19 protein-coding genes are annotated in these 21,300 nt (G+C 41.3%); 18 read left to right on the forward strand and 1 reads right to left on the reverse strand.

Annotated elements, in window-relative coordinates:
• Nucleotides 1–45 precede the first annotated feature (45 nt).
• From coaBC to ACYVLS_RS00225, 10 genes are all read left to right on the forward strand, one after another.
• Entirely contained in the window at nt 46–1,245 is a 1,200-nt protein-coding gene (gene coaBC / locus ACYVLS_RS00180; protein ID WP_460319875.1) for a bifunctional phosphopantothenoylcysteine decarboxylase/phosphopantothenate--cysteine ligase CoaBC, read from the forward strand.
• A 13-nt stretch (nt 1,246–1,258) separates the two neighbouring features.
• The gene (gene priA, locus ACYVLS_RS00185; RefSeq protein ID WP_460319877.1) at nt 1,259–3,673 is read left to right on the forward strand and encodes a primosomal protein N'; all 2,415 of its coding nucleotides are present in this window, start codon (nt 1,259–1,261) and stop codon (nt 3,671–3,673) included.
• A gap of 14 nt (nt 3,674–3,687) precedes the next feature.
• Nucleotides 3,688–4,638: a methionyl-tRNA formyltransferase gene (gene fmt / locus ACYVLS_RS00190; RefSeq protein WP_460319879.1), complete on the forward strand. Its 951-nt coding sequence runs from the start codon at nt 3,688–3,690 to the stop codon at nt 4,636–4,638.
• On the forward strand, nt 4,625–5,983 hold the full coding sequence (gene rsmB / locus ACYVLS_RS00195; protein ID WP_460319881.1) for a 16S rRNA (cytosine(967)-C(5))-methyltransferase RsmB: 1,359 nt from the start codon (nt 4,625–4,627) through the stop codon (nt 5,981–5,983). The genes fmt and rsmB overlap by 14 nt, the downstream gene beginning before the upstream one ends.
• 51 nt (nt 5,984–6,034) lie before the next feature.
• On the forward strand, nt 6,035–6,793 hold the full coding sequence (locus tag ACYVLS_RS00200) for a Stp1/IreP family PP2C-type Ser/Thr phosphatase (protein ID WP_460319883.1): 759 nt from the start codon (nt 6,035–6,037) through the stop codon (nt 6,791–6,793).
• Nucleotides 6,794–6,796: 3 nt separating this feature from the next.
• Entirely contained in the window at nt 6,797–8,824 is a 2,028-nt protein-coding gene (gene pknB, locus ACYVLS_RS00205) for a Stk1 family PASTA domain-containing Ser/Thr kinase (protein WP_460319885.1), read from the forward strand.
• Nucleotides 8,825–8,839: 15 nt separating this feature from the next.
• Nucleotides 8,840–9,757, forward strand: coding sequence for a ribosome small subunit-dependent GTPase A (gene rsgA / locus ACYVLS_RS00210; RefSeq protein WP_460319887.1), 918 nt, complete (start codon nt 8,840–8,842; stop codon nt 9,755–9,757).
• A complete protein-coding gene (gene rpe / locus ACYVLS_RS00215) occupies nt 9,757–10,416 on the forward strand; it encodes a ribulose-phosphate 3-epimerase (RefSeq protein WP_460319889.1) in 660 nt (219 codons plus the stop codon). The genes rsgA and rpe overlap by 1 nt, the downstream gene beginning before the upstream one ends.
• Nucleotides 10,406–11,050 (forward strand): thiamine diphosphokinase, encoded by a 645-nt coding sequence (locus ACYVLS_RS00220; RefSeq protein ID WP_460319892.1) that lies wholly within the window; start codon nt 10,406–10,408, stop codon nt 11,048–11,050. The genes rpe and ACYVLS_RS00220 overlap by 11 nt, the downstream gene beginning before the upstream one ends.
• Nucleotides 11,051–11,342: 292 nt before the next feature.
• A complete protein-coding gene (locus tag ACYVLS_RS00225; protein ID WP_460319894.1) occupies nt 11,343–11,714 on the forward strand; it encodes a PilZ domain-containing protein in 372 nt (123 codons plus the stop codon).
• A 210-nt stretch (nt 11,715–11,924) separates the two neighbouring features.
• Here the strand turns inward: ACYVLS_RS00225 and rpmB are convergent, their stop codons facing one another.
• Nucleotides 11,925–12,113 carry a 50S ribosomal protein L28 gene (gene rpmB / locus ACYVLS_RS00230; protein ID WP_460319897.1) on the reverse strand — a complete coding sequence of 63 codons (189 nt, stop codon included), beginning with the start codon at nt 12,111–12,113 and terminating at the stop codon, nt 11,925–11,927.
• A 388-nt stretch (nt 12,114–12,501) separates the two neighbouring features.
• Between rpmB and ACYVLS_RS00235 the strand changes: the two genes are divergently transcribed.
• The 8 genes from ACYVLS_RS00235 (at nt 12,502) to ACYVLS_RS00270 (ending at nt 21,290) form a co-directional block, all read left to right on the forward strand.
• Nucleotides 12,502–12,867 (forward strand): Asp23/Gls24 family envelope stress response protein, encoded by a 366-nt coding sequence (locus ACYVLS_RS00235; RefSeq protein ID WP_460319899.1) that lies wholly within the window; start codon nt 12,502–12,504, stop codon nt 12,865–12,867.
• A 45-nt stretch (nt 12,868–12,912) separates the two neighbouring features.
• Nucleotides 12,913–14,562 (forward strand): DAK2 domain-containing protein, encoded by a 1,650-nt coding sequence (locus ACYVLS_RS00240; protein ID WP_460319902.1) that lies wholly within the window; start codon nt 12,913–12,915, stop codon nt 14,560–14,562.
• A 62-nt stretch (nt 14,563–14,624) separates the two neighbouring features.
• Nucleotides 14,625–16,685, forward strand: a complete 2,061-nt coding sequence (recG, locus tag ACYVLS_RS00245) for an ATP-dependent DNA helicase RecG (RefSeq protein WP_460319934.1) — start codon at nt 14,625–14,627, stop codon at nt 16,683–16,685.
• Nucleotides 16,686–16,709: 24 nt separating this feature from the next.
• Nucleotides 16,710–17,717, forward strand: coding sequence for a phosphate acyltransferase PlsX (gene plsX, locus ACYVLS_RS00250; protein ID WP_460319905.1), 1,008 nt, complete (start codon nt 16,710–16,712; stop codon nt 17,715–17,717).
• A 157-nt stretch (nt 17,718–17,874) separates the two neighbouring features.
• Entirely contained in the window at nt 17,875–18,114 is a 240-nt protein-coding gene (acpP, locus tag ACYVLS_RS00255; RefSeq protein ID WP_460319907.1) for an acyl carrier protein, read from the forward strand.
• A gap of 216 nt (nt 18,115–18,330) precedes the next feature.
• The gene (locus ACYVLS_RS00260) at nt 18,331–19,335 is read left to right on the forward strand and encodes an ABC transporter ATP-binding protein (RefSeq protein ID WP_460319909.1); all 1,005 of its coding nucleotides are present in this window, start codon (nt 18,331–18,333) and stop codon (nt 19,333–19,335) included.
• A 1-nt stretch (nt 19,336) separates the two neighbouring features.
• Nucleotides 19,337–20,329: an ATP-binding cassette domain-containing protein gene (locus ACYVLS_RS00265; RefSeq protein ID WP_460319912.1), complete on the forward strand. Its 993-nt coding sequence runs from the start codon at nt 19,337–19,339 to the stop codon at nt 20,327–20,329.
• Between the two features lies 1 nt (nt 20,330).
• The gene (locus ACYVLS_RS00270; RefSeq protein ID WP_460319914.1) at nt 20,331–21,290 is read left to right on the forward strand and encodes an ABC transporter permease; all 960 of its coding nucleotides are present in this window, start codon (nt 20,331–20,333) and stop codon (nt 21,288–21,290) included.
• The last annotated feature ends 10 nt before the right edge of the window (nt 21,291–21,300 follow it).

The raw sequence follows: 21,300 nt of genomic DNA on the forward strand, positions 1-21,300 counted from the left end.
TGGGAATTATTGGTAAAATAAGTAAAATGACTGAAGAGGTGGCTTATGTTAAAAGGAAAGAAAATTGCCTTGTATGTAACTGGTGGCATAGCGGTTTACAAAGTAGTTGACATGATGCGTGAACTGATAAAAAAGGGAGCGGAAGTACGTGTAGCCATGACTCCGTCTGCGTGTGAATTCGTTTCGCCTTTAACCTTTCAGGTGTTATCCAGACACTTCGTCTACCTAAATACATTTGAGGAAAATGACCCTAAAGTGGTGAATCATATTAATCTTGCTGACTGGGCTGATCTGGCCTTGGTGGCTCCGGCTTCAGCCAATACGATTGCCAAGCTTTCAGCCGGCTTAGCCGATAACTTTGTCACATCTGCACTGCTGGCTACCACTGCTCCAGTCTTTGTCGTACCGGCTATGAACGCCAATATGTATAAAAATGCGGCTACTCAGGAAAATATAGAGAAATTGAAAAACAGAGGACATTACATCATGACCCCTGATAAAGGTTTTCTGGCAGAAGGCTACGAGGGGGAAGGTCGTTTTCCCGAAAAAAACCGAATTCTCGAAGAGCTGATGCAGGTTATTAGAGAACACAGTGACGCCCTTCCATTAAAAGGAAAAACGGTGTTGATTACTGCTGGCGGTACGAAGGAACGTATTGATCCTGTGCGATTCATATCTAATGATTCATCGGGAAAAATGGGTCATGCCCTGGCAGAGGCCGCTTGGAGGCAAGGAGCGAACGTTAAACTTGTCACTACCAGTCAGCTGGAAACACCAGCTTACATCGAGAAGCAAGCTGTTGAATCAGCAATGGAGATGTATGAGGAAGTATCGTCTGCTTTTAAAGAAGCGGATGTTCTGATTATGGCAGCTGCTGTTTCTGACTATTCTCCGGAAAATGTCGAGCAGAAGAAAATGAAGAAACAGGATGCGCTGACACTGAACTTGAAGAAAAATCCTGATATCTTACAGGAAATGGGCAGGAGAAAAGTCAGTGGCCAGTGTCTAGTTGGTTTTGCAGCAGAAACTGATAATATCTTAGACTATGCAAAAGAAAAACTGTCAGCCAAACAGGCTGATTTGATTGTAGCGAATGATGTGGGGCAAAAAGACCGCGGCTTTAATGTCGATTCCAATGAAGTGACGCTAGTGTCACACATCGACGAGCCGAAAGTCATTGCCTTGCAGGAAAAAAGCAAGATCGCCAGTGAAATCATAAACTGGATTATAGAGTATTTTAATTGAGAGGAGAAAGCCAATGCCTCTATTTGCAGATGTTATAGTGGATGTACCTACGCTGCAGACTAATCAGCCTTATTCTTACTATGTGCCGGAAAAATATGGGCAGTATCTTAAAGTCGGTATGCGAGTTATTGTGCCTTTTGGACGCGGATCACGCAAAGTACAAGGATTCGTCGTTGCCCTGAAGAATGGAGCAGACTACTCCGGTGATTTAAAGCAGATAGAATCCTTAATGGACAGCACACCTGTCTTGAATGAAGAACTGATTGAACTCGGCCGGGAAATGGCTTATTTGACGTTCAGCTTCCGAATCAAGTGCTATCAGACTATGCTGCCGGCAGTCATGAAAGCCCGGTACACAAAAAGTATACAGATTATTGATGAAGTGGACGAAGCTGTCCTCTTTGACCTGTTCAATGGAAAAAACGTCTTGACATGGGAAGAAGCAGAACAGAAAGATGGACTTGAAACGATTCTTCAATTGGAAAAGGAAGAAAAAGTTGAAATCTCATATGAAGTAAAAGACCGGACGACGGTCAAAAAAATGAGAATGGTCAGTCCACTAAGAAATTTTGAACAGCTGGAAGAAGAAAAAGAATCTTTACCGGCCAATGCACATAAGCAGAAACTGCTGCTCAGTCTTCTCCAGTCGATTGACAAGGAGACAGGCAAGTCAGTCGCTGATTTGAAAGCAGAAGGTCTGAGTTTGGCTCAAATCAATGCCGGGGAAGAAAAAGGCTGGCTGCAAATTTTCGAAAAAGAAGTCATGCGCGACCCGTTTAAGGACATAACATTTGATGAAACTAGCCACTTAAGTTTGACTGCTGATCAGACTGTTGCTTTTCAGGAAATAAACCGGGCAGTTCAGGAAGACAGACACCAGGTCTTTCTCCTGAAGGGGGTAACAGGCAGCGGTAAGACAGAAGTCTATCTGCAGACCATTGCGGAAGTTATTGAAAAAGACGAAGGAGCTTTGATGCTTGTTCCTGAAATTGCCTTGACCCCTCAGATGGTTGAGCGCTTTAAAGGGCGGTTCGGCAGTCAGGTGGCAGTCCTGCACAGTGGCTTGTCTGACGGCGAAAAATATGATGAATGGCGTAAAATCGAGCAGGAAGAAGCAAAAGTCGTAGTGGGTGCACGGTCCAGTATTTTCGCACCGCTTAAGTCAATTGGTCTGATTATCATTGATGAAGAGCATGAGACAACTTACAAGCAGGAAGAGTTTCCAAAATACCATGCGAGAGATATCGCAATTATGCGCGGACAGTATCATAATTGTCCGGTTATTTTAGGCAGCGCCACCCCGTCTCTTGAGTCAAGAGCAAGAGCGACAAAGGGGGTATATACCCTTCTAGAGTTGAACAGTCGGGCTAACAAAGCCAGTATGCCTCCGGTAGAAGTGGTGGATATGACTGAAGAGGCTAAAGAAGGAAACGCCTCTTCCTTTTCAACTGTCTTGAAAGAGAAATTGGAAGATCATCTTCGTAAACAGGGGCAATCTGTATTGCTGTTGAATCGCCGAGGCTATTCATCCTTTGTATTATGCCGAGACTGCGGTTATGTACTGGAATGCCCAAACTGCGATATATCTCAAACACTGCATATGGACTCCAAGACCATGAAGTGCCATTACTGCGGGCACGAAGAGCAAATCCCACGTACGTGTCCTAAGTGTCAGAGCCGCTCCATCCGCTATTACGGTACGGGGACGCAGAAAGTGGAAGAAGAGCTTAAAGAGCTCATTCCAGATGCCCGTATTATTCGTATGGATGTTGATACCACAAGAAAAAAAGGGGCTCATCAGAAGTTATTCAAAAAATTTGAAGAGAAAAAAGCGGATATTTTGCTCGGGACTCAGATGATTGCCAAGGGACTTGATTTCCCGAATGTAACGCTAGTAGGGGTCATTAATGCCGATACCTCTTTAGGCTTGCCGGATTTCAGAGCTTCAGAAAAAACCTTCCAGCTGTTGACTCAGGTGAGTGGACGATCGGGTAGAGGTGAGAAGCCAGGAGAAGTTATTGTTCAGTCCTTCAATCCTGATCACTACGCCATCCAACTGGCTAAGAAACATGATTATGACCGTTTTTACAAAAAAGAAATGCAGCTCAGACATTTGAGCGAATACAGTCCTTACTTTTTCTTGATTAAACTGTCAGTCAGTCATACAAACGAAATGACGGCAGCGAAGAAAATAAATGAATTTATCGAATTTCTGAAACCTGCATTAAGTGAACAGGCAATTATCCTAGGTCCAACGCCTAAATCAATTGCCCGCACTCATAACCGTTATCATTTTCAGACTTTGATTAAATACAAAAAAGAGGACCGTCTCATCGAGAGATGCCATGAATTATTAATGACCACTCAGAAAGAACAGGCTAAAGGCCTGTTTATTTCCATTGATTATCAGCCAATGGATTTTATTTAGAAGCGAGGGATACTATGAAAAAAATTGTATTCATGGGAACACCACAGTTTTCTGTGCCCATTCTAGACAGTTTAATAAAAAATGAAGAGATAGAGGTTATTTCGGTTGTCACCCAGCCGGATAGAAAAGTAGGCCGAAAAAAGAAACTGACACCGCCACCGGTCAAGAAAAGAGCCGAAGAATCAGGTATAACTGTCCTGCAGCCGGAGAAACTTTCAGGTTCAGATGAACTGCAGAGTATACTCGACAGTGCGCCTGATTTAATTGTGACTGCTGCTTATGGACAGTACGTGCCGACTGTCTTGTTAAAGGCACCTAAATACAAAGCCATAAATGTCCATGCTTCGCTGCTGCCCAAGTATAGAGGAGCGGCGCCTATTCATTATGCATTGATAAATGGGGACAAAGAAACAGGCGTCACCATTATGTATATGGAAAAAGAAATGGACGCCGGAGACATCATCAGCCAGCGTTCGCTGCCAATCCTTCCGGAAGATACTGTTGGAACGCTATTTGATAAATTAAGTCTGCTGGGCCGTGATTTGCTGATGGACACCCTCCCAGATATCTTTAACGAGACAATTGAGCCTGTGGCACAGCTGGAAGAAGAAGTCACAGTAGCGCCGATGATAACGCCGGAACAGGAAAAAATTGACTGGACTCAACCAGCTGATCAGCTGGCCAATAAGATTCGCGGCTTGAATCCCTTTCCGGGCGCCTATACGGTCCTTGAAGGAAAACGGTTCAAAATATGGTTTGCTGAAGCGGTAGAAAATCAGAGTGCAAGTGAACCAGGAACTCTAGTCAAATTGACTAAGGATCAAATGTGGGTTCAATGTGCCAATCATACAGCATTGAACTTAACAGAAGTGCAGCCATTCGGTAAGCCGAAGATGGGCATTACCAATTATCTCCAAGGCGCACGCAATCATCTGGAAGAAGGGGTTAAATTTGAAGACAGATAATCAGAACAGTCGGCTTTTTGCTGTACAGATTTTAGAAAAAGTAGAAAAAAATCAGTCATTCAGTAATCTGCTTTTAAATGAGACAGTCAGAGATCAGTCATTAACTCCCGAAAATATCGGGTTGTTGACCGAGCTCGTTTACGGCGTCATACAAAACAAACTAAAGCTGGATTACCAGCTCGAGCCATTTATAAAAAAACAGAAGAAAATTGATTCCTGGGTGAGACAGCTCCTTCGCATATCGCTCTATCAGATGACGATGCTGGATAAAGTTCCAACCCATGCGGTTGTGGATGAAGCTGTAAAGATAGCAAAGGTTCGTGGGCACAGAGGGGTAGCGGGCTTTGTCAACGGTGTACTGAGAAAAATTGACCGCGAAGGTGTACGGAATGTTGAAACTATCAAAGATCCGATTGAAAAGTTATCCATCCAGTACAGCTATCCGCGTTGGATTATTGAACTGCTGGTCGAGGAAGTGGGCGAACAGGAGACCGAGAAAATTGTCGAGTCGCTGTCATCACGTTCAAAAGTCAGCTTAAGAGTGAACACCCAATTAAAGTCCATGGATGAGGTCATTTCTCAACTGGAAGAAGAAGGGTTTAAAGTAGCTAGAAGTTCAGTTTCTGAGTACGGTCTGATCTGTGAGAACGGACTGCCGGTCAAATCGGACTTGTTTAAAGAGGGGATCATTACTATTCAGGATGAAAGCTCTATGCTGGTTGCTGAGGCCATGCAGATAAAGCCGTCTGATATTATTTTAGACGCCTGTGCAGCTCCTGGAGGAAAAACGACTCATATGGCTTCATATCTTGAAAAAGATCAATGGGGGGAAGTCGTTGCGCTGGATCTTCACGAGAACAAACTGGATAAAATTCTGGAGAATGCTGAACGTCTTCATGTAGAGGAACTAATTGAAGTGAAAGCCATGGATGCACGCGAAAGCGGCGACAGCTTCCCGGCCCAGACCTTTGATAAGATTCTAGTTGATGCACCGTGTTCCGGTCTCGGTCTGATGAGAAGAAAGCCAGATATACGGTATCAGAAATCACTAAAAGATATTTATTCCTTGCAGAAAGTGCAGCTGGACATTTTAAATAGTGTGGCGCCTCTTTTAAAAGAAGAGGGACGATTAGTATACAGTACCTGCACGATTACAAAAAAAGAAAATGATGAAGTCGTCCATGCTTTTCTTGAACAGAATAAGGATTTTGTGTTGGAGCCTGTTCAGCTGGATAACGACAAGCTGACATTGTCTAACGAAGGTTTCCTGCATTTATATCCTCATTTACACGGAACAGACGGATTTTTTATTGCAAGTCTGAGAAAAACAAGTGATAATAAATAACAGAGCTGATGAACGGTCAGCTTTTACATAGCGAATTGTGGAGTGAAACGAATGAATACTTTTAAACAAACACATATTGGGTTGCGATCATCGAATCAGGATTATGTGGAATTGTTTTATAATAAAAACAACCATCTTTTAGCCGTGCTGTGCGATGGCATGGGCGGTCACAAGGCAGGCGATATCGCTAGTGAAATGGCTGTCCTGCAACTTGGAAATGAGTGGTCGAAAACAGCTTTCGACACAGCTGATGACACGTGTCAGTGGCTGACAAATCAGATAAATATTGAGAACCAGAGAATATACCGGGTATCAAAAACCTATAGTGATCTTCAAGGGATGGGGACCACTTTAGTAACCGCAGCCTTTATGGATGATGAAATTATCATCGGTAATATTGGAGACAGTAGAGCTTATCAGTGGGACGCCCAAGCAGGAAAGTTAAACCTGATTACAACGGATCACTCATTTGCCAATGAGTTAAGGCTAAGTGGACAGATTACTGAAGAAGAAGCGAAAAAACACAGCCAGCGTCATATGCTGACACGTTCACTTGGAGTCTTTGATAAAGTAACGGTTGACTTCTTTCAATTAGAAAAGGATTCAACTGATTTAATCCTTCTCTGTTCAGATGGTTTGACCAACGGCTTATCAGATGAAGAACTGAAAGAGATAGTAGCGATTAACGATACACTTGAATGCAAGGCGAAATTACTGACCGATTCTGCCTTGAAGAATGGGTCGACTGATAATATTACGGTATGCTTAGTTGAAACCGAAGCATCCATAATGAATAGAAAGGAGGAATAGTGAGTGATACCAGGACAAAGAATAAGTAATCGTTATAAAATACTGAAAGAAATTGGCTCTGGAGGCATGGCGCATGTCTATCTAGCTGAAGATTTAATCCTTGAGCGAAATGTTGCGGTCAAGCTGATGCAATATAACTTTCACAACGATGAAGCCAGCATCAGACGCTTTAAAAGAGAAGCGCTGTCCACAACTGAACTGACTCATCAGAATATTGTGAATGTCGTGGATGTAGGCGAAGAAGATTCACCATATATAGTCATGGAATATGTTGACGGCTTTGATTTAAAGGAATTCATTCGACTGAATCACCCTATTCCTTACAAAAAAAGCATCAGTATTATGAGTCAGATTCTAAATGCTGTTGAATATGCTCATAACCACAATATTATCCATAGAGACTTGAAGCCTCAAAACATTCTGATTGATCATGATGAAAATGTGAAAATAACGGACTTCGGTATTGCTGTAGCACTGAGCGAAAATTCTATCACGCAAACTAACTCACTGCTCGGTTCCGTTCATTATATTTCGCCCGAACAGGCTAGAGGAAGCATGGCAACCAAACAGTCAGATATTTACTCGCTGGGTATCCTCTTGTATGAACTGCTTTCCGGTGAAGTTCCTTTTGATGGGGAGTCAGCGGTCTCTATCGCTCTGAAGCATTTTCAAAATGACATGCCGTCTTTAAAAGAAAAAGATGCGTCGCTTCCACAGGCACTGGAGAATGTGGTTTTAAAGGCAACAGCAAAAGAGCCCAAGCATCGGTATCAATCCGTTGCGGAAATGAAAAAGGACTTAGAGACGGTATTGTCTGCCGAACGACAGAACGAGAGTAAATTTGTTCCTCATGCTGATGATAATGAAGAAACACGTATGATTACACCAGTGTCAGATAAGACAAAGCCAATTCCAGCTGTTGCACCGGCTACCAAAACAGCCGACCAGAATAATGGCTCTTCTAACAGACAGTCAAACGGGTCGCCCGCCAGAAAAAGTAGAAAGAAAGGTCTGTTGGCCGTTATATTTTTACTGCTCTTCCTTATTATAGGCTTAACCATTTTCAGTATGACACGTCCACGTGAAGTGAGTGTCCCTGATCTCGCTGGTCTGAGTCTGGAAGACGCAGTGGCAGAGCTGGAAAATCTGAACTTGGAAACTGGGCAAATTAATGAAGTAAACCACGAAGAGATAGAAGAAGGCCACGTAATACGGTCAAACCCTTCTGCCGATGCGGTGCTTCGAGAACATGCCTCCGTTAACTTATATGTCAGTCTTGGAGAAGAAAGAATAGAACTTGATGATTATACTGGTTACTCCTATGAAGATGCACGTGCTGAATTGACTGAATTGGGATTGAGAGTCGAGCGGGATGAAACCTTTAGCAGTGATATAGCTGAAGGCAATATTGTGTCTCAAAGTCTATCCGCAGGGGAAGAAGTTATTCCTAGTCAATCGGTAATCACACTGACTGTCAGTTCTGGTCCTGAAGGATTTGCACTGCGTAACCTGACGGGCTATTCTTCCACAGGTGTAGAGGAATATGCTGATGAATTAAACCTTTCTGTAACGATTACTCAGGAAACACATGAATCCATACCTGCCGGTCAAGTCGCCCGTCAGTCGCCAGAAGCTGGGACGACAGTTTATCCTGGTTCAAGAATATCAGTGGTCTTTTCTGAAGGGCCGGAAGAAACAGAAATGATTTCTTTTGACAGAGGCATTATTATCGAATACCAGCCAAGTGATGAAGAAGATGATAATGATGAGGAAAATGATTCAGGTGTAGAACAGGAGAATGGCTCAGATACTGATGAAGACGAAGAGTCTGCGCTGGCTCCCAACGAGATTGAAATCTATGTAGATGATGCAGAGAACACTTTCGATGAACCGTATCGTGTATTTGATATTTTTGAACGCACACCTGAAATCATAACGTTTGTGGTTGAAGAAGGAGAAACAGCCAGTTACAGAGTGGTTAGAGACGGGGAAATTATTATAGAAGAAACAGGCATTAGTCCAAATGATTAAGGAGGCAGACCTATTTTGAACAAGGGACGTATCATTAAAGCTTTAAGCGGATTTTATTATATAAAAACTGACGAGAACGATATTTTTCAGACCAGGCCAAGAGGAATTTTCAGAAAAAGAAAAGAGTCACCGCTCGTAGGAGATAAAGTAGCCTTTACTTACGAGTCAAAAGAAGAAGGTACGCTGGAGGAAATTTTTCCAAGAAAAAATGAACTCAAACGACCGTCTGTATCAAATGTGGACATCGGGTTTATTATCATGTCTGCTAAAGATCCGGATTTTTCAACGTCATTACTGGACCGCTATCTCGTATCCCTTGAACAGTATAGAATCACGCCAATCATTTATGTCACCAAAACGGATATTGTAACAGCCGAAGAATACAAGAAAATCAAAGATAAGACAGGGGTATATGAAGAGATAGGTTATACCGTCATTCTGCCTGACAGAGGCGAGGTTCTGTCTTCAGAGGAGATTATTGAGACATTTGGAAAACTGGCCGATCAGAAACTCGGTGTATTTCTCGGTCAGTCAGGAGCAGGAAAGTCGACACTGTTAAATAAGATTGATCCGAATCTTCAATTAAAGATTGGGGAGACATCCAAGTCCCTTGGTCGCGGAAAGCACACAACCCGCCATGTTGAACTGGTCGAACTTCTAGGTGGACTAATTGCTGACACACCGGGATTCAGTGCCATTCAATTTGACGAACTGACTATTCAGGAACTGCCTGAATGTTTTCCTGAAATATGGGAAACAGGTAAAGGCTGCAGGTTTAACGGCTGTCTTCACAATAACGAACCTAACTGTGCGGTCAAAAAAGCGGTTGAAGACGGAGATATTGCTGCCTTTCGCTACGACAACTACCTGTCCATAATGAAAGAAATAGAAAACCGCAAACCAAGATACGGTAAAAAGAAAGGGGACAAATAATGAAGATTGCACCGTCTATTTTAAGTGCTGATTTTGCAGAATTAAAAAATGAAATAAAGAAAGTTGAAGCTGGAGGAGCAGACTGGATTCATATCGATGCAATGGATGGCCATTTTGTACCTAACCTGACTTTTGGTGCCCCCATTTTAAAGTCCATTAGACCTCATACTGAATTAACCTTGGATTGCCATCTAATGGTAGAAAATCCCGAAAACTATGTAAAGGATTTTGCTGAAGCGGGAGCAGACATTATATCTTTTCATGTTGAGAGCACGCCTCATGCTCACCGTACAATACAACTGATAAAATCTTTTGGCGTGAAAGCAGGGGTCGTCATTAATCCAGCTACCCCAGTATCTGCTATAGCTGAAATTCTTTATGCTGTGGATCTTGTGCTTGTAATGACTGTCAACCCTGGCTTTGGAGGGCAGACCTTTATTGAAGAGACATTAAATAAAGTCAAGCAGTTGAAACATTTAAAAGAAGAGAATAAATGGCAATATGAAATAGAGGTCGACGGTGGTGTAAACGAGCAGACCGCAGCATACTGTGCACATGCGGGGGCAAGTGTATTAGTGGCCGGTTCTTATGTTTACAATGCTGAAGATGCTGGAGAGAGAATTCAATTACTGAAAAAGGCTGCAGATTATGGCCAATAATGTTCATATCATTCTGGGGGCACCTGAGAATGATTTGTCATTAGAAGCGCTGGCTGAAGGAAAAATAATCGGTGTAGATGGTGGGGCTTTATTGTGTCTGGAAGCAAATGTTCAAATGGATGTTGCTTTAGGTGACTTTGATTCGATTACACCTGCCCAATTGACTCGAGTAAAAGAAAAGGCCGACACTGTCATTCAGTATAAAGCGGAAAAAGACGACACAGATGCGGAGATTGCTTTATTGAAAGCAGAAGAATTGTTTGAGCCGGATCAAATAATTGTGCATAACTGGGCTGGTGGACGTTTGGATCATTTGATGAGTACACTTATGATGCCATTGCAGCCGAGATTCAAAAATATCTTGCCGAAAATCGAGTTAATCAATAAAACCAATAAAATTCGTTATTTTCTGCCAGGGTCTTACGTTCTCCACAGGGAACAGAACAAAAAGTACTGTTCAGTTATAGGAATGACCCCTCTTGGACAGCTTTCTTTGAATGAAGGGTTTAAATATCAGCTTAACAAAGTTGATTATAGCTATCCTGCAGCTTTAGTCAGCAACGAATTCGTGAATGATACTGCCGAGTTGACTTTTGACTCTGGAGTAATAGCTTTCATGCAAAGTAAAGACTGAGTGATTACCTGCTAGTTCAATAAATAATGATGAATAATCCTAACCAGGAAACTGAAAGAATCACTTTTCACTATAATAAGCAATGAACACTCCTCTATATTAGAGAATGTATCATTGCTTATTTTCTTACTTAAGTATAAATGGAAAATAATGATGAGCTGATAATCATAATAACCGAAATCTCCATTCGAAAATTTACTATTTCGAACGATACATATTATGTTAAACTATAATAAATAATAAATGATTTGAATACATAAAACTATTTTAGGTAGTGAATAGAGGTATGCACATGATTAATAGAAGAAAGTTTTTCCGATGCAGGATTAAGGGATTCAAAGAGGCGATTATGATTTTGCCTGCAAAACAAGACAGGGTCTATAAGGTAACTTTAAGAAATATCAGCGGCAATGGTCTGTCATTTGTAAGCAAAGAAACATTCGTGATATCTGAATTTCTTACCTATACCTTTAAGTTCGCTCTGGAAGATGAATACTTTGAGCTTAAAGGCTGTATTGTAAGGAAAGCTGCAGATGAGGACCGCTTCACTAAGTATGGGGTCAAGCTGGTTCCATTATCTGTTAAAGAAGAGTCGAAACTGATTGGTGTTATTAACAGGTATCAGACCAAACAGTACCGAGATGAACTATTCTCTAAAGATTGAACTGCGCTCTGCAATAAATGGGTATGTAAAATGACTAAAATCACACTACTCAACATTTGAGAGCGTGATTATTCACTATATGCATCAATACAAATCTGACTGGTTATAGATTTTAAGTAATAAGTAATTTTCTAAACTAATTTTTACATAAGCAAAAAAGAGCTGTAGATGTTAATTGCTTAACATCTGCAGCTCTACGATTTTTTTGTATTATACGCGTTCAACTTTACCTGATTTTAAAGCGCGGGCAGAAACCCAGACCTTTTTAGGTGAGCCGTCAACCATGATACGAACTTTTTGTAAATTCGCAGCGAAGCGACGTTTTGATTTGTTGTTAGCGTGTGAGCGGTTGTTTCCGCTTTTAGCTTTACGTCCAGTTACAAAACATTCTTTAGCCATTTTTTCTCCTCCTTCGTGCATAGCCTTAACTATCAAAGCTAAATCATACTTATATAAGATAGCATAAATCACTAGATGTAGCAAGTTTTTTTTGGAATCTTTCAAGGGAATCTCCTTTACACTGGTTACTGTAAAATATTCAATGGACTGGCTATAAAACCATGAAGGACTGGAAGGAGATTTACATTTCTTCTATAAAAAATGCATCAAACAGTGTATACTGTTAAGTAGGATAACCAATAGTGTAATCGTTTGATAGCTCAGTATTTCTAGGCAGGTTCAGTTCGCGCTTGTCTTTTTTTATTGATTGCGATATGCTAAAATATGTTTGAATATCAAAGAAACCTTTTTAACTTAATAATAATTCAGTGTGGGAAGGGGAAAGAGGATGAGTGTTCAAATGAATAATGAATTTGGAACAATCGAAATGTCAAATGATGTTATTTCTACTGTAGTTGGAGGCGCAGCAACAGAAATATTCGGCATCGTTGGTATGGCCAGCAGAAAACATGTCAGAGATGGTCTTAATGAAATACTTAATCGCGATAATTTTTCAAGAGGTGTTGTAGTTCGCCAGGAAGAAGGCGAAATTGCCGTTGACGTCTATATTATCGTCAGCTATGGCACTAAAATTACTGAAGTATCAAAAAATGTACAAGAACGGGTAAGATACCAGCTTGAAAATGATTTAGGAATTGTGACTCAATCAGTGAATGTGTTTGTTCAAGGGGTTAGAGTTCAAAACGAGATGTAAGCCATAGTCACTTTTTTTACAGTGACAAAGGAGGATAATGGAAAAGTGGATGTAAAGAAATTAAACGCAAAGAAATTTAGGGATATGGTGATCCTCGGTAGAAATCGCCTAGATGAACATACAGAATATGTGAATTCGCTGAATGTGTTTCCTGTGCCGGATGGAGATACCGGAACAAACATGAATCTATCATTTACCAGTGGAGCAGCCGCAGTTAAGGATTCTTCCAGTGAACATATGGGAGAACTCGCACAGTCGCTGGCAAAGGGACTGCTTATGGGCGCCCGCGGAAATTCCGGTGTTATTCTTTCTCAGCTGTTCAGAGGGTTCTCTAAGGCCCTTGAAGGAAAAGAAGAAATCACCGCTGAAGATCTGGCAGCAGCTTTTCAAGGAGGCGTAGATACTGCCTATAATGCCGTGATGAAGCCGGTTGAGGGTACAATTCTTACGGTTGCTCGTCAGTCTGCCAAGGCTGGTCTGAAAAAGGCTGAAGAGACAGATAATGTTGTTGAAGTTATGGAAACAGTCCTGGACGCATCTAAGAAGTCTCTGAAGAAGACACCGGACCTCTTGCCAATTTTGAAAGAAGTTGGTGTTGTCGACAGTGGCGGTCAGGGACTCGTCTACATCTATGAAGGCTTTTTATCTTCCTTGACAGGCGAAGAACCAGCTGAAGAGGAACATGAGCTGGAAGAACTGGTTCGAGCTGAACACCATAGAAGCGGTGTACACGAACACGTGAATACTGAAGATATTACTTATGGTTACTGTACAGAAATCATGGTGCGTATCGGTGAAGGCGAGACAGTTGAAGCAGAATTTGATTACGAGGAGTTTCGTAATTACCTGGATAAACTAGGGGATTCCTTACTGGTTGTCGCTGACGAAGAAGTCATTAAAGTTCACGTGCATACTGAAAAACCGGGAGAAGTCATGAATTACGGACAGAAATTCGGTTCATTAATGAAAATAAAGGTAGACAACATGCGCGAACAGCATTCCGAACTGTCTCATTCAGATGAGAAAAAGGTTCAGAAAAAGGATTTCGCAGTTATAGCCATTGCACCAGGTGAAGGATTAAGAGAACTCTTTGAAAGTCTGGGAGTAGATTACGTTCTTCAGGGCGGTCAGACGATGAATCCGAGCACGGAAGATATCGTGAAAGCGATGGAAAGTGTACCTGCAGACAATTACATTGTTTTGCCTAATAACAAGAACATATTCATGGCAGCTGAACAAGCCGTTGAAGTCGTCGAAGGCAATGCCGCAGTGGTTGAAACGCGAACCATTCAGCAGGGACTAACGGCTATGCTGGGTTACAACCCGGCCTTGGATTTGGAGACTAATAAAGCATCTATGACAGATGAACTTGAACTGGTAAAATCCGGACAAGTCACTTTTGCTGTAAGAGATACCGAGATAAATGGTCTAGAGATTAAAAAGGACAATTACATGGGTATTATTGATGGCGAAATTAAAGTGACGGAATCTGACCTGTATACTGTAACACTTGAGACAGTAAAGCAAATGCTCGATGAAGAAAGCGAAATTGTGACTTTGCTGATTGGTGAAGATGGCAGCGAGGAAGAAGCGCAGAAACTAGCAACGTATATTGAGGAAAACCATTCTGATTTGGAAGTGGAGATACACACTGGAGATCAGCCGGTTTATCCTTACCTGATTTCAGTGGAATAAGAGTTTAGGAGAGGAATAGGAGAAACGACTTGTCATTCTGTTGTTTCCTCTATTCTTTTTTAATGGAGAGGAGAGAGGCAGTGAGAGCTAAAATTTACGATTCAGTAACAGTCCTTTCAGGTGTAGGCGAAAAAAGAGTTGAAGCATTGAATGAACTGGGTATTCAGACAATTTATGACTTGCTTACTCATTTTCCTTTCCGATATGAGGACTTGTCAGTCAAGTCCATAGAAGATATTGAAGATAATGAGAAAGTTGTACTGGAGGGGACGGCTCTTTCTGACGGTGTACTGACTTATTTCGGAAGAAAGAAAAGCCGGCTGACCTTTCGTTTAAACTGTGATCACGTTATAGTAAGCGTGACCTTTTTCAATCAGCCTTTTCTGCAGAAACAAATCACCGCAGGCAGTAGTTTAAAGGTCTTTGGCAAATGGGACGGCAATAGAAAATCTTTAAGTGGTATTAAAATTCTGTCAACTGACTTGGATAACAGCAGCCGAGAAGCCATTTATCATACGACCAAAAAGATTAGACAGTCAACTTTGGTCAAGTTAATTAAACAGGCGTGGGACATCTACCAGAATGACCTGATTGAGCCGCTTCCTGAAGACATACTGAAGAGAAATGGCCTGATGCCTTTTAAAGAAGCCATTCGGGCGATGCATTTTTCCAATGACGACCGTCTGCTGGAAGACGCAAGAGAATCACTGATTTTCAGAGAATTCTTTTATTATCAGATGAAACTGGGGTGGCGAAAATACCAGCAGAAAAATCAGCAGAGTGGCAGAAGCATTAATTATGATGTAGAAAGCCTGAAAACTTTCTTCGATTCATTGCCGTTCGCGTTGACGAATGCTCAGAAGAGAGTAGTCAATGAAGTGTGTCGGGATTTGAAATTGCCTTCTCAGAGTTTCAGATTGATTCAGGGGGACGTCGGAAGCGGGAAAACTGTAGTTGCTGCAGCAGCAATCCTGGCTGCCAAGACAGATGGACGCCAGACCGCCTTTATGGCTCCGACAGAGATTCTGGCACAGCAGCATAAACAATCATTAAATCAGATGTTTGGTGAAAGCACTTTGAAAATTGAACTCCTGACCGGTTCAACGAAGCCAAAAGACAAAAAGCGGATTCTTCAGGAATTGAAGGATGGCAGCATAGACTGTATTGTCGGCACGCATGCGCTTATTCAGGATGATGTCATTTACCATTCACTGGCACTGGTGATTACGGATGAACAGCACCGATTTGGTGTCAATCAGAGAAAAAAACTCAGAGAAAAAGGTCTCAACCCGGATGTCCTCTTCATGACAGCTACCCCGATTCCAAGAACGCTCTCCATAACAGCTTATGGAGAGATGGATGTCTCTGTTATTGATGAGATGCCGGAAGGGCGTAAAAAAGTGGCAACGTATTGGGTTAGGCCTAAACATTTAGAAAGAATCATTACATTTGCCAGAAAAGAAGTAACAAAGGGAAGGCAAGTCTATATAATCAGTCCACTGATTGAGGAATCGGAGACACTGGACCTTGAAAATGTCACCGCACTCCATCGCCTCTACCAGGATTCATTGGGTCCTGATGTTAAGGTAGGCCTGCTCCACGGTAAAATGACGCCGGCAGACAAGGATGAAGTCATGGCTGCCTTTCAGGCTAATCAATTGAACGTACTGGTCTCGACAACAGTTATCGAGGTGGGCGTTAATGTTCCAAACGCGACACTAATGATCATTCACGATGCTGACCGGTTCGGCCTAGCCCAGCTGCATCAGCTGAGAGGGCGAGTAGGACGAGGTTCGGATGAATCATACTGCGTCTTAATTGCAGATCCTAAAGGTGAAAAGGGAGCAGAGCGTATGAAAGTGATTGCGGAAACGTCTGACGGTTTTGCCTTAAGCGAGAAAGATTTGGAAATGAGAGGTCCTGGAGATATGTTCGGCTCGAAGCAGTCTGGTCTGCCTGAATTTAAAGTTGCTGACATTGTAAATGATCGGCATATATTAGAAGAAGCCAGGCAGCAGGCTATTGAACTCCTCAATACACCGGAGTTTTTGACTCATCCGACCTATGAGTTGTTGAGAAGAGAAACAGGAATAATCAGTAAGGATGAAGCATTTTTAGACTAGAAAGTATTTTAGGAGGAATGACAAGTGAGAATTGCAGTAGATGCTATGGGTGGAGATTACGCACCGGAAGAAATAGTCAAAGGGTGTGTGAAAGCAGCTGGAGAGTTCAAAGATGTAACATTAGTCTTGTATGGCCATGAACAGAAAATTAGAGAAGTTTTGAAAGACTCATATGAGAATATTGAAATTGTTCATGCTGAAGAGGTTATAAAAAGTGATGACGATCCAGTGAAATCGATTCGCAGAAAGAAAGAATCATCAATGGTAAAAGCAGCCTATTCAGTAAAAAACAAGGAAAATCATGCCTTGTTTTCTGCTGGAAACACTGGTGCCTTGCTTGCAGCGGGTACATTAATAATTGGACGGATGAAAGGCATTGACCGACCGGGTCTGCTTGCAACATTTCCATCGCTGTCAACTGAACGGCAAGTCTTTAATATGATTGATGTAGGAGCTAATGCGGACAGTAAGCCGCTGAACATCAATCAGTATGCGACATTAGGAACGTACTATTCTAAAAAAGTGCAGGGTATTCCTAATCCGACTGTGGGTCTTCTTAATAATGGGACGGAAGAAAACAAAGGGAACGAACTGTCAAAAGCAGCGTATGCGATGCTCAAGGACAATCAGGCGATAAACTTTATAGGTAATGTCGAAGCCAGAGATTTGTTGAATGGTGTAGCTGATGTAGTCGTTACAGATGGCTTTACAGGAAATGCAGTCCTGAAGACTATTGAAGGGACGGCCCTGTCGCTCATGAGCGTCATCAAAAGCAGCATAATGGATAATGGCATCAAGGCAAAGGTAGGGGGGCTGCTCCTGAAAGACAGCTTGAAAGAAGTCAAAGATTTGCTGGATTATTCGAAATACGGTGGTGCTGTATTATTCGGTTTAAAGGCACCTGTTATTAAGACACATGGATCGGCCACATCTGAACCTGTTTATCATACAATCAGACAAATTAAAGGCATGCTTGAAACAAAAGTGCTGGAAGAACTGATCCACCACTTTGAAAGTGAAGAGCAGCAGTAAACTGTAATATATGACGCTTTTTTGTAAATTACTGAAAAAGCATAGAAATTTTTAACATTATACGATACAATTACTTTTGTTAATCAAATGATATTTTAATAATTAACTAATCGAAATGTGATTAAACCATCAGAAAATGATTAAAGGAGCAAACAAAATGAGTGAACAGGAAACATTTGAAAAAGTTAAGAATATAATAGTGGAGCGATTGGGAGTAGATGAAGACAAAATTACTCGCGATACCACTTTCAAAGATGATTTAGGAGCAGACTCCTTAGATATTGTCGAATTGGTTATGGAACTTGAAGATACCTTCGGTAGAGAAATATCTGATGAGGATGCAGAACAGATTACGACAGTCGGAAAAGCAGTCGACTATATTGAAGCGAACTCTTAATTAGTATCAATTATATTTTTGTCTCTTGAATATGAGAGAAGTATTAAATTATTAGTTGGAAAATTTAACTGATTGTTATAAAATTAAAAAAGAGTATTGATATTATAAGAAAATACATGTATAATTCGATTTATATTATTAAGCTTTTAATTAGAAACTGATGAAAGTTTAATAATCTTCTCGGTTTTCGAGAAGAATAGTATAGGAGGTTAAGTAGTGGCCGTCGAACGTAGTTTGTTAGAGGTTAACAACTTAGAAACAGGGTTTAGATTTGGAGACGTTTATCATAATGCTGTTGATGGTGTTTCGTTAACATTAAAAAATAACGAGATTTTAGCAATAGTTGGAGAGTCTGGCTGTGGAAAATCCACGTTAGCAACATCCATTATGGGCTTACATGATCCAAAAAATACTCAAATCAAGGGAGAAGTTCTTTATAAAGATCTCAACCTTCTTGATTTAAATGAGAAGTTGTACAACCGTATTAGAGGTAACGACATTGGAATGATTTTCCAGGATCCACTGGGATCATTGAATCCATTAATGACAATTTATAAACAGATATCTGAATCATTGGAATATCATTCAGATCTTAATGAAGAACAGCGTAAAGAAAGAGTATTGGAACTGCTGAATCAGGTAGGCATTCCACGTCCGGAAATGATTATGAAGGCGTATCCTCATGAACTGTCCGGCGGAATGAGACAGAGGGTTGTTATTGCGATTGCTCTGGCAAACAAGCCACCTATCATCATTGCAGACGAACCCACTACTGCGCTTGATGTGACGATTCAGGCTCAGATTCTTGACCTGATGGTGGACATTCAAGATGAAACTGGGTCAGGTATTATACTTATCACACACGATTTGGGAGTCGTTGCTGAAACGGCTGATAGAGTTGCAGTAATGTATGCTGGACAAGTTGTTGAGGAAGCACCAGTTGAAGAATTGTTTGCCAATCCACTCCATCCGTATACACGTTCTCTATTAAATTCAATTCCACATGAGCTGGAAGGTGAGGACGACGAATTGCATGTAATCCATGGAACAGTACCGTCTTTACAAAAATTACCTAGAAAAGGCTGCCGATTCGCTCCAAGAATTCCTTGGATACCAGAAGCAGCACATGAAGAAAATCCAGTTTTACATGAAGTGAGTCCAAACCACAAAGTGAGATGTACATGCTGGAAGCATTTCCACTTTGAAGGGGAGGAAAAATAAAATGGGATTTATTGAAGTAAAAGATTTAAAAGTTCATTACCCGATTCGCGGTGGTGTGCTTAATACCATTCAGGATTACGTTAAAGCTGTTGATGGAGTTAACTTATCTATTGAAAGTGGTAAAACGTATGGATTAGTCGGTGAATCCGGTTCAGGAAAAACTACTATTGGTAAAACAATTATTGGTCTTGAAAAAGCCACTTCAGGAGATATTTACTATAATGATCAACTAGTTACTAACCGGGCGAGAAGTCGTCAGAAAAAATATGCTGCATACAATAAAGATGTGCAGATGATTTTCCAGGATGCAACATCATCAATGAACCCCAAGAAACGTATTCTTGATGTGGTAGCTGAGCCAATGCGTAACTATTTCGATTACACTCCGGACGAAATCAAACGAAAAGTTGTTGATTTGTTGGAAATCGTTGGAATGAACGCCGAAGCAATGTACAAGTATCCACATGAATTTTCTGGTGGTCAAAGACAACGTATTGGTGTGGCAAGAGCCGTAGCCAGTGATCCAAAGTTGATTATAGCTGATGAACCAACTTCAGCACTGGACTTATCGGTTCAGGCACAAGTACTTAACTTTATGAGACGTATTCAGAAAGAATATAACTTGAGTTACTTATTTATTTCTCATGATTTAGGCGTGGTTCAGCACATGTCCGATGACATAGCTATTATGCATAAAGGTCGATTTGTAGAACAGGGCTCAAAAGAAGCTGTTTATAATAATCCTCAGCATATATATACGAAACGTCTTCTGTCAGCTATCCCCGACATGGATCCGACCACAAGAGAAGCACATAAAGTTGAAAGACAACGAGTTGAAGCTGAATATGATGCTCAGGAAACGGAATACTATGACCCGGATGGGCGAGTATACGACCTTCAGGAGTTTGGAGACAACCATCTAGTTGCCTTGAAACCAGAAGAACCAAATGCATCACTTCAGAATGAGAAAGTGAAAACAGGAGGGGAACGTTAAAATGTGGAAGACAATAATCAGACGTTTGCTTTTGATGATTCCTCAAATTTTAATTTTGAGCATTTTAATTTTCATTATTGCAGATTTCATGCCGGGTGATCCCTTTACAGGAATGATTGACCCGAACCTGGACCCTGCACAACTTGAAGCCCAAAGGCAAGCCTTTGGACTGAACGATCCCTTACCTGTCCGTTATGTAAGATGGGTCGGAGATGCTCTTCAGGGAGACTTTGGGCGAAGCTTTAACTACCAGCAGCCTGTAGTTGCCGTTATCGGCGGACGAATGGGAAATACCGTTCGTTTGTCACTGCTTTCAATTATATTTACTTATGCAATTGGATTGCCTCTAGGTATCCTGGCTGGCCGATATAATGAATCTGTTTTGGACAAAGGCATACTTATTTATAACTTTGTCAGTTTTGCTGTGCCAATTTTCGTTCTTGCATTGCTAATGGTCTGGATATTCGGGTATAACTTGAACTGGTTCCCATCACGAGGATCAATCAGCATTAATGCGAACACAACGTGGGAAATATGGACAAGTAGACTGTACCACTTGCTGCTTCCTTCAATAACGACAGCAATATTAGGAACGACATCGATTATTCAGTACTTAAGAAGTGAAATTATTGATGCAAAAGTTTCTGACTATGTTAAAACTGCCCGATCTAAAGGTGTGCCGATTCAAAAAGTGTATACGAAGCATATATTCAGAAATGCCTCACTACCTATTGCTTCAGGTTTTGGTTTCACAGTAGTCAGTTTGTTTACTGGATCAATCTTTATTGAACAGATTTTCAGTTACCGCGGCATGGGATTTTTATTCCTCCAGTCAATTAATACACGTGATTACAGTGTCATTTTTGTACTCGTATTATTTTATGGGTTCTTAGGTCTGATTGGAACACTAATTTCTGATTTAACCTTAATGGCAGTCGATCCGCGTATTCGTATTGATTAATAAATTGTTA

Source organism: Alkalibacterium psychrotolerans (assembly GCF_054784355.1).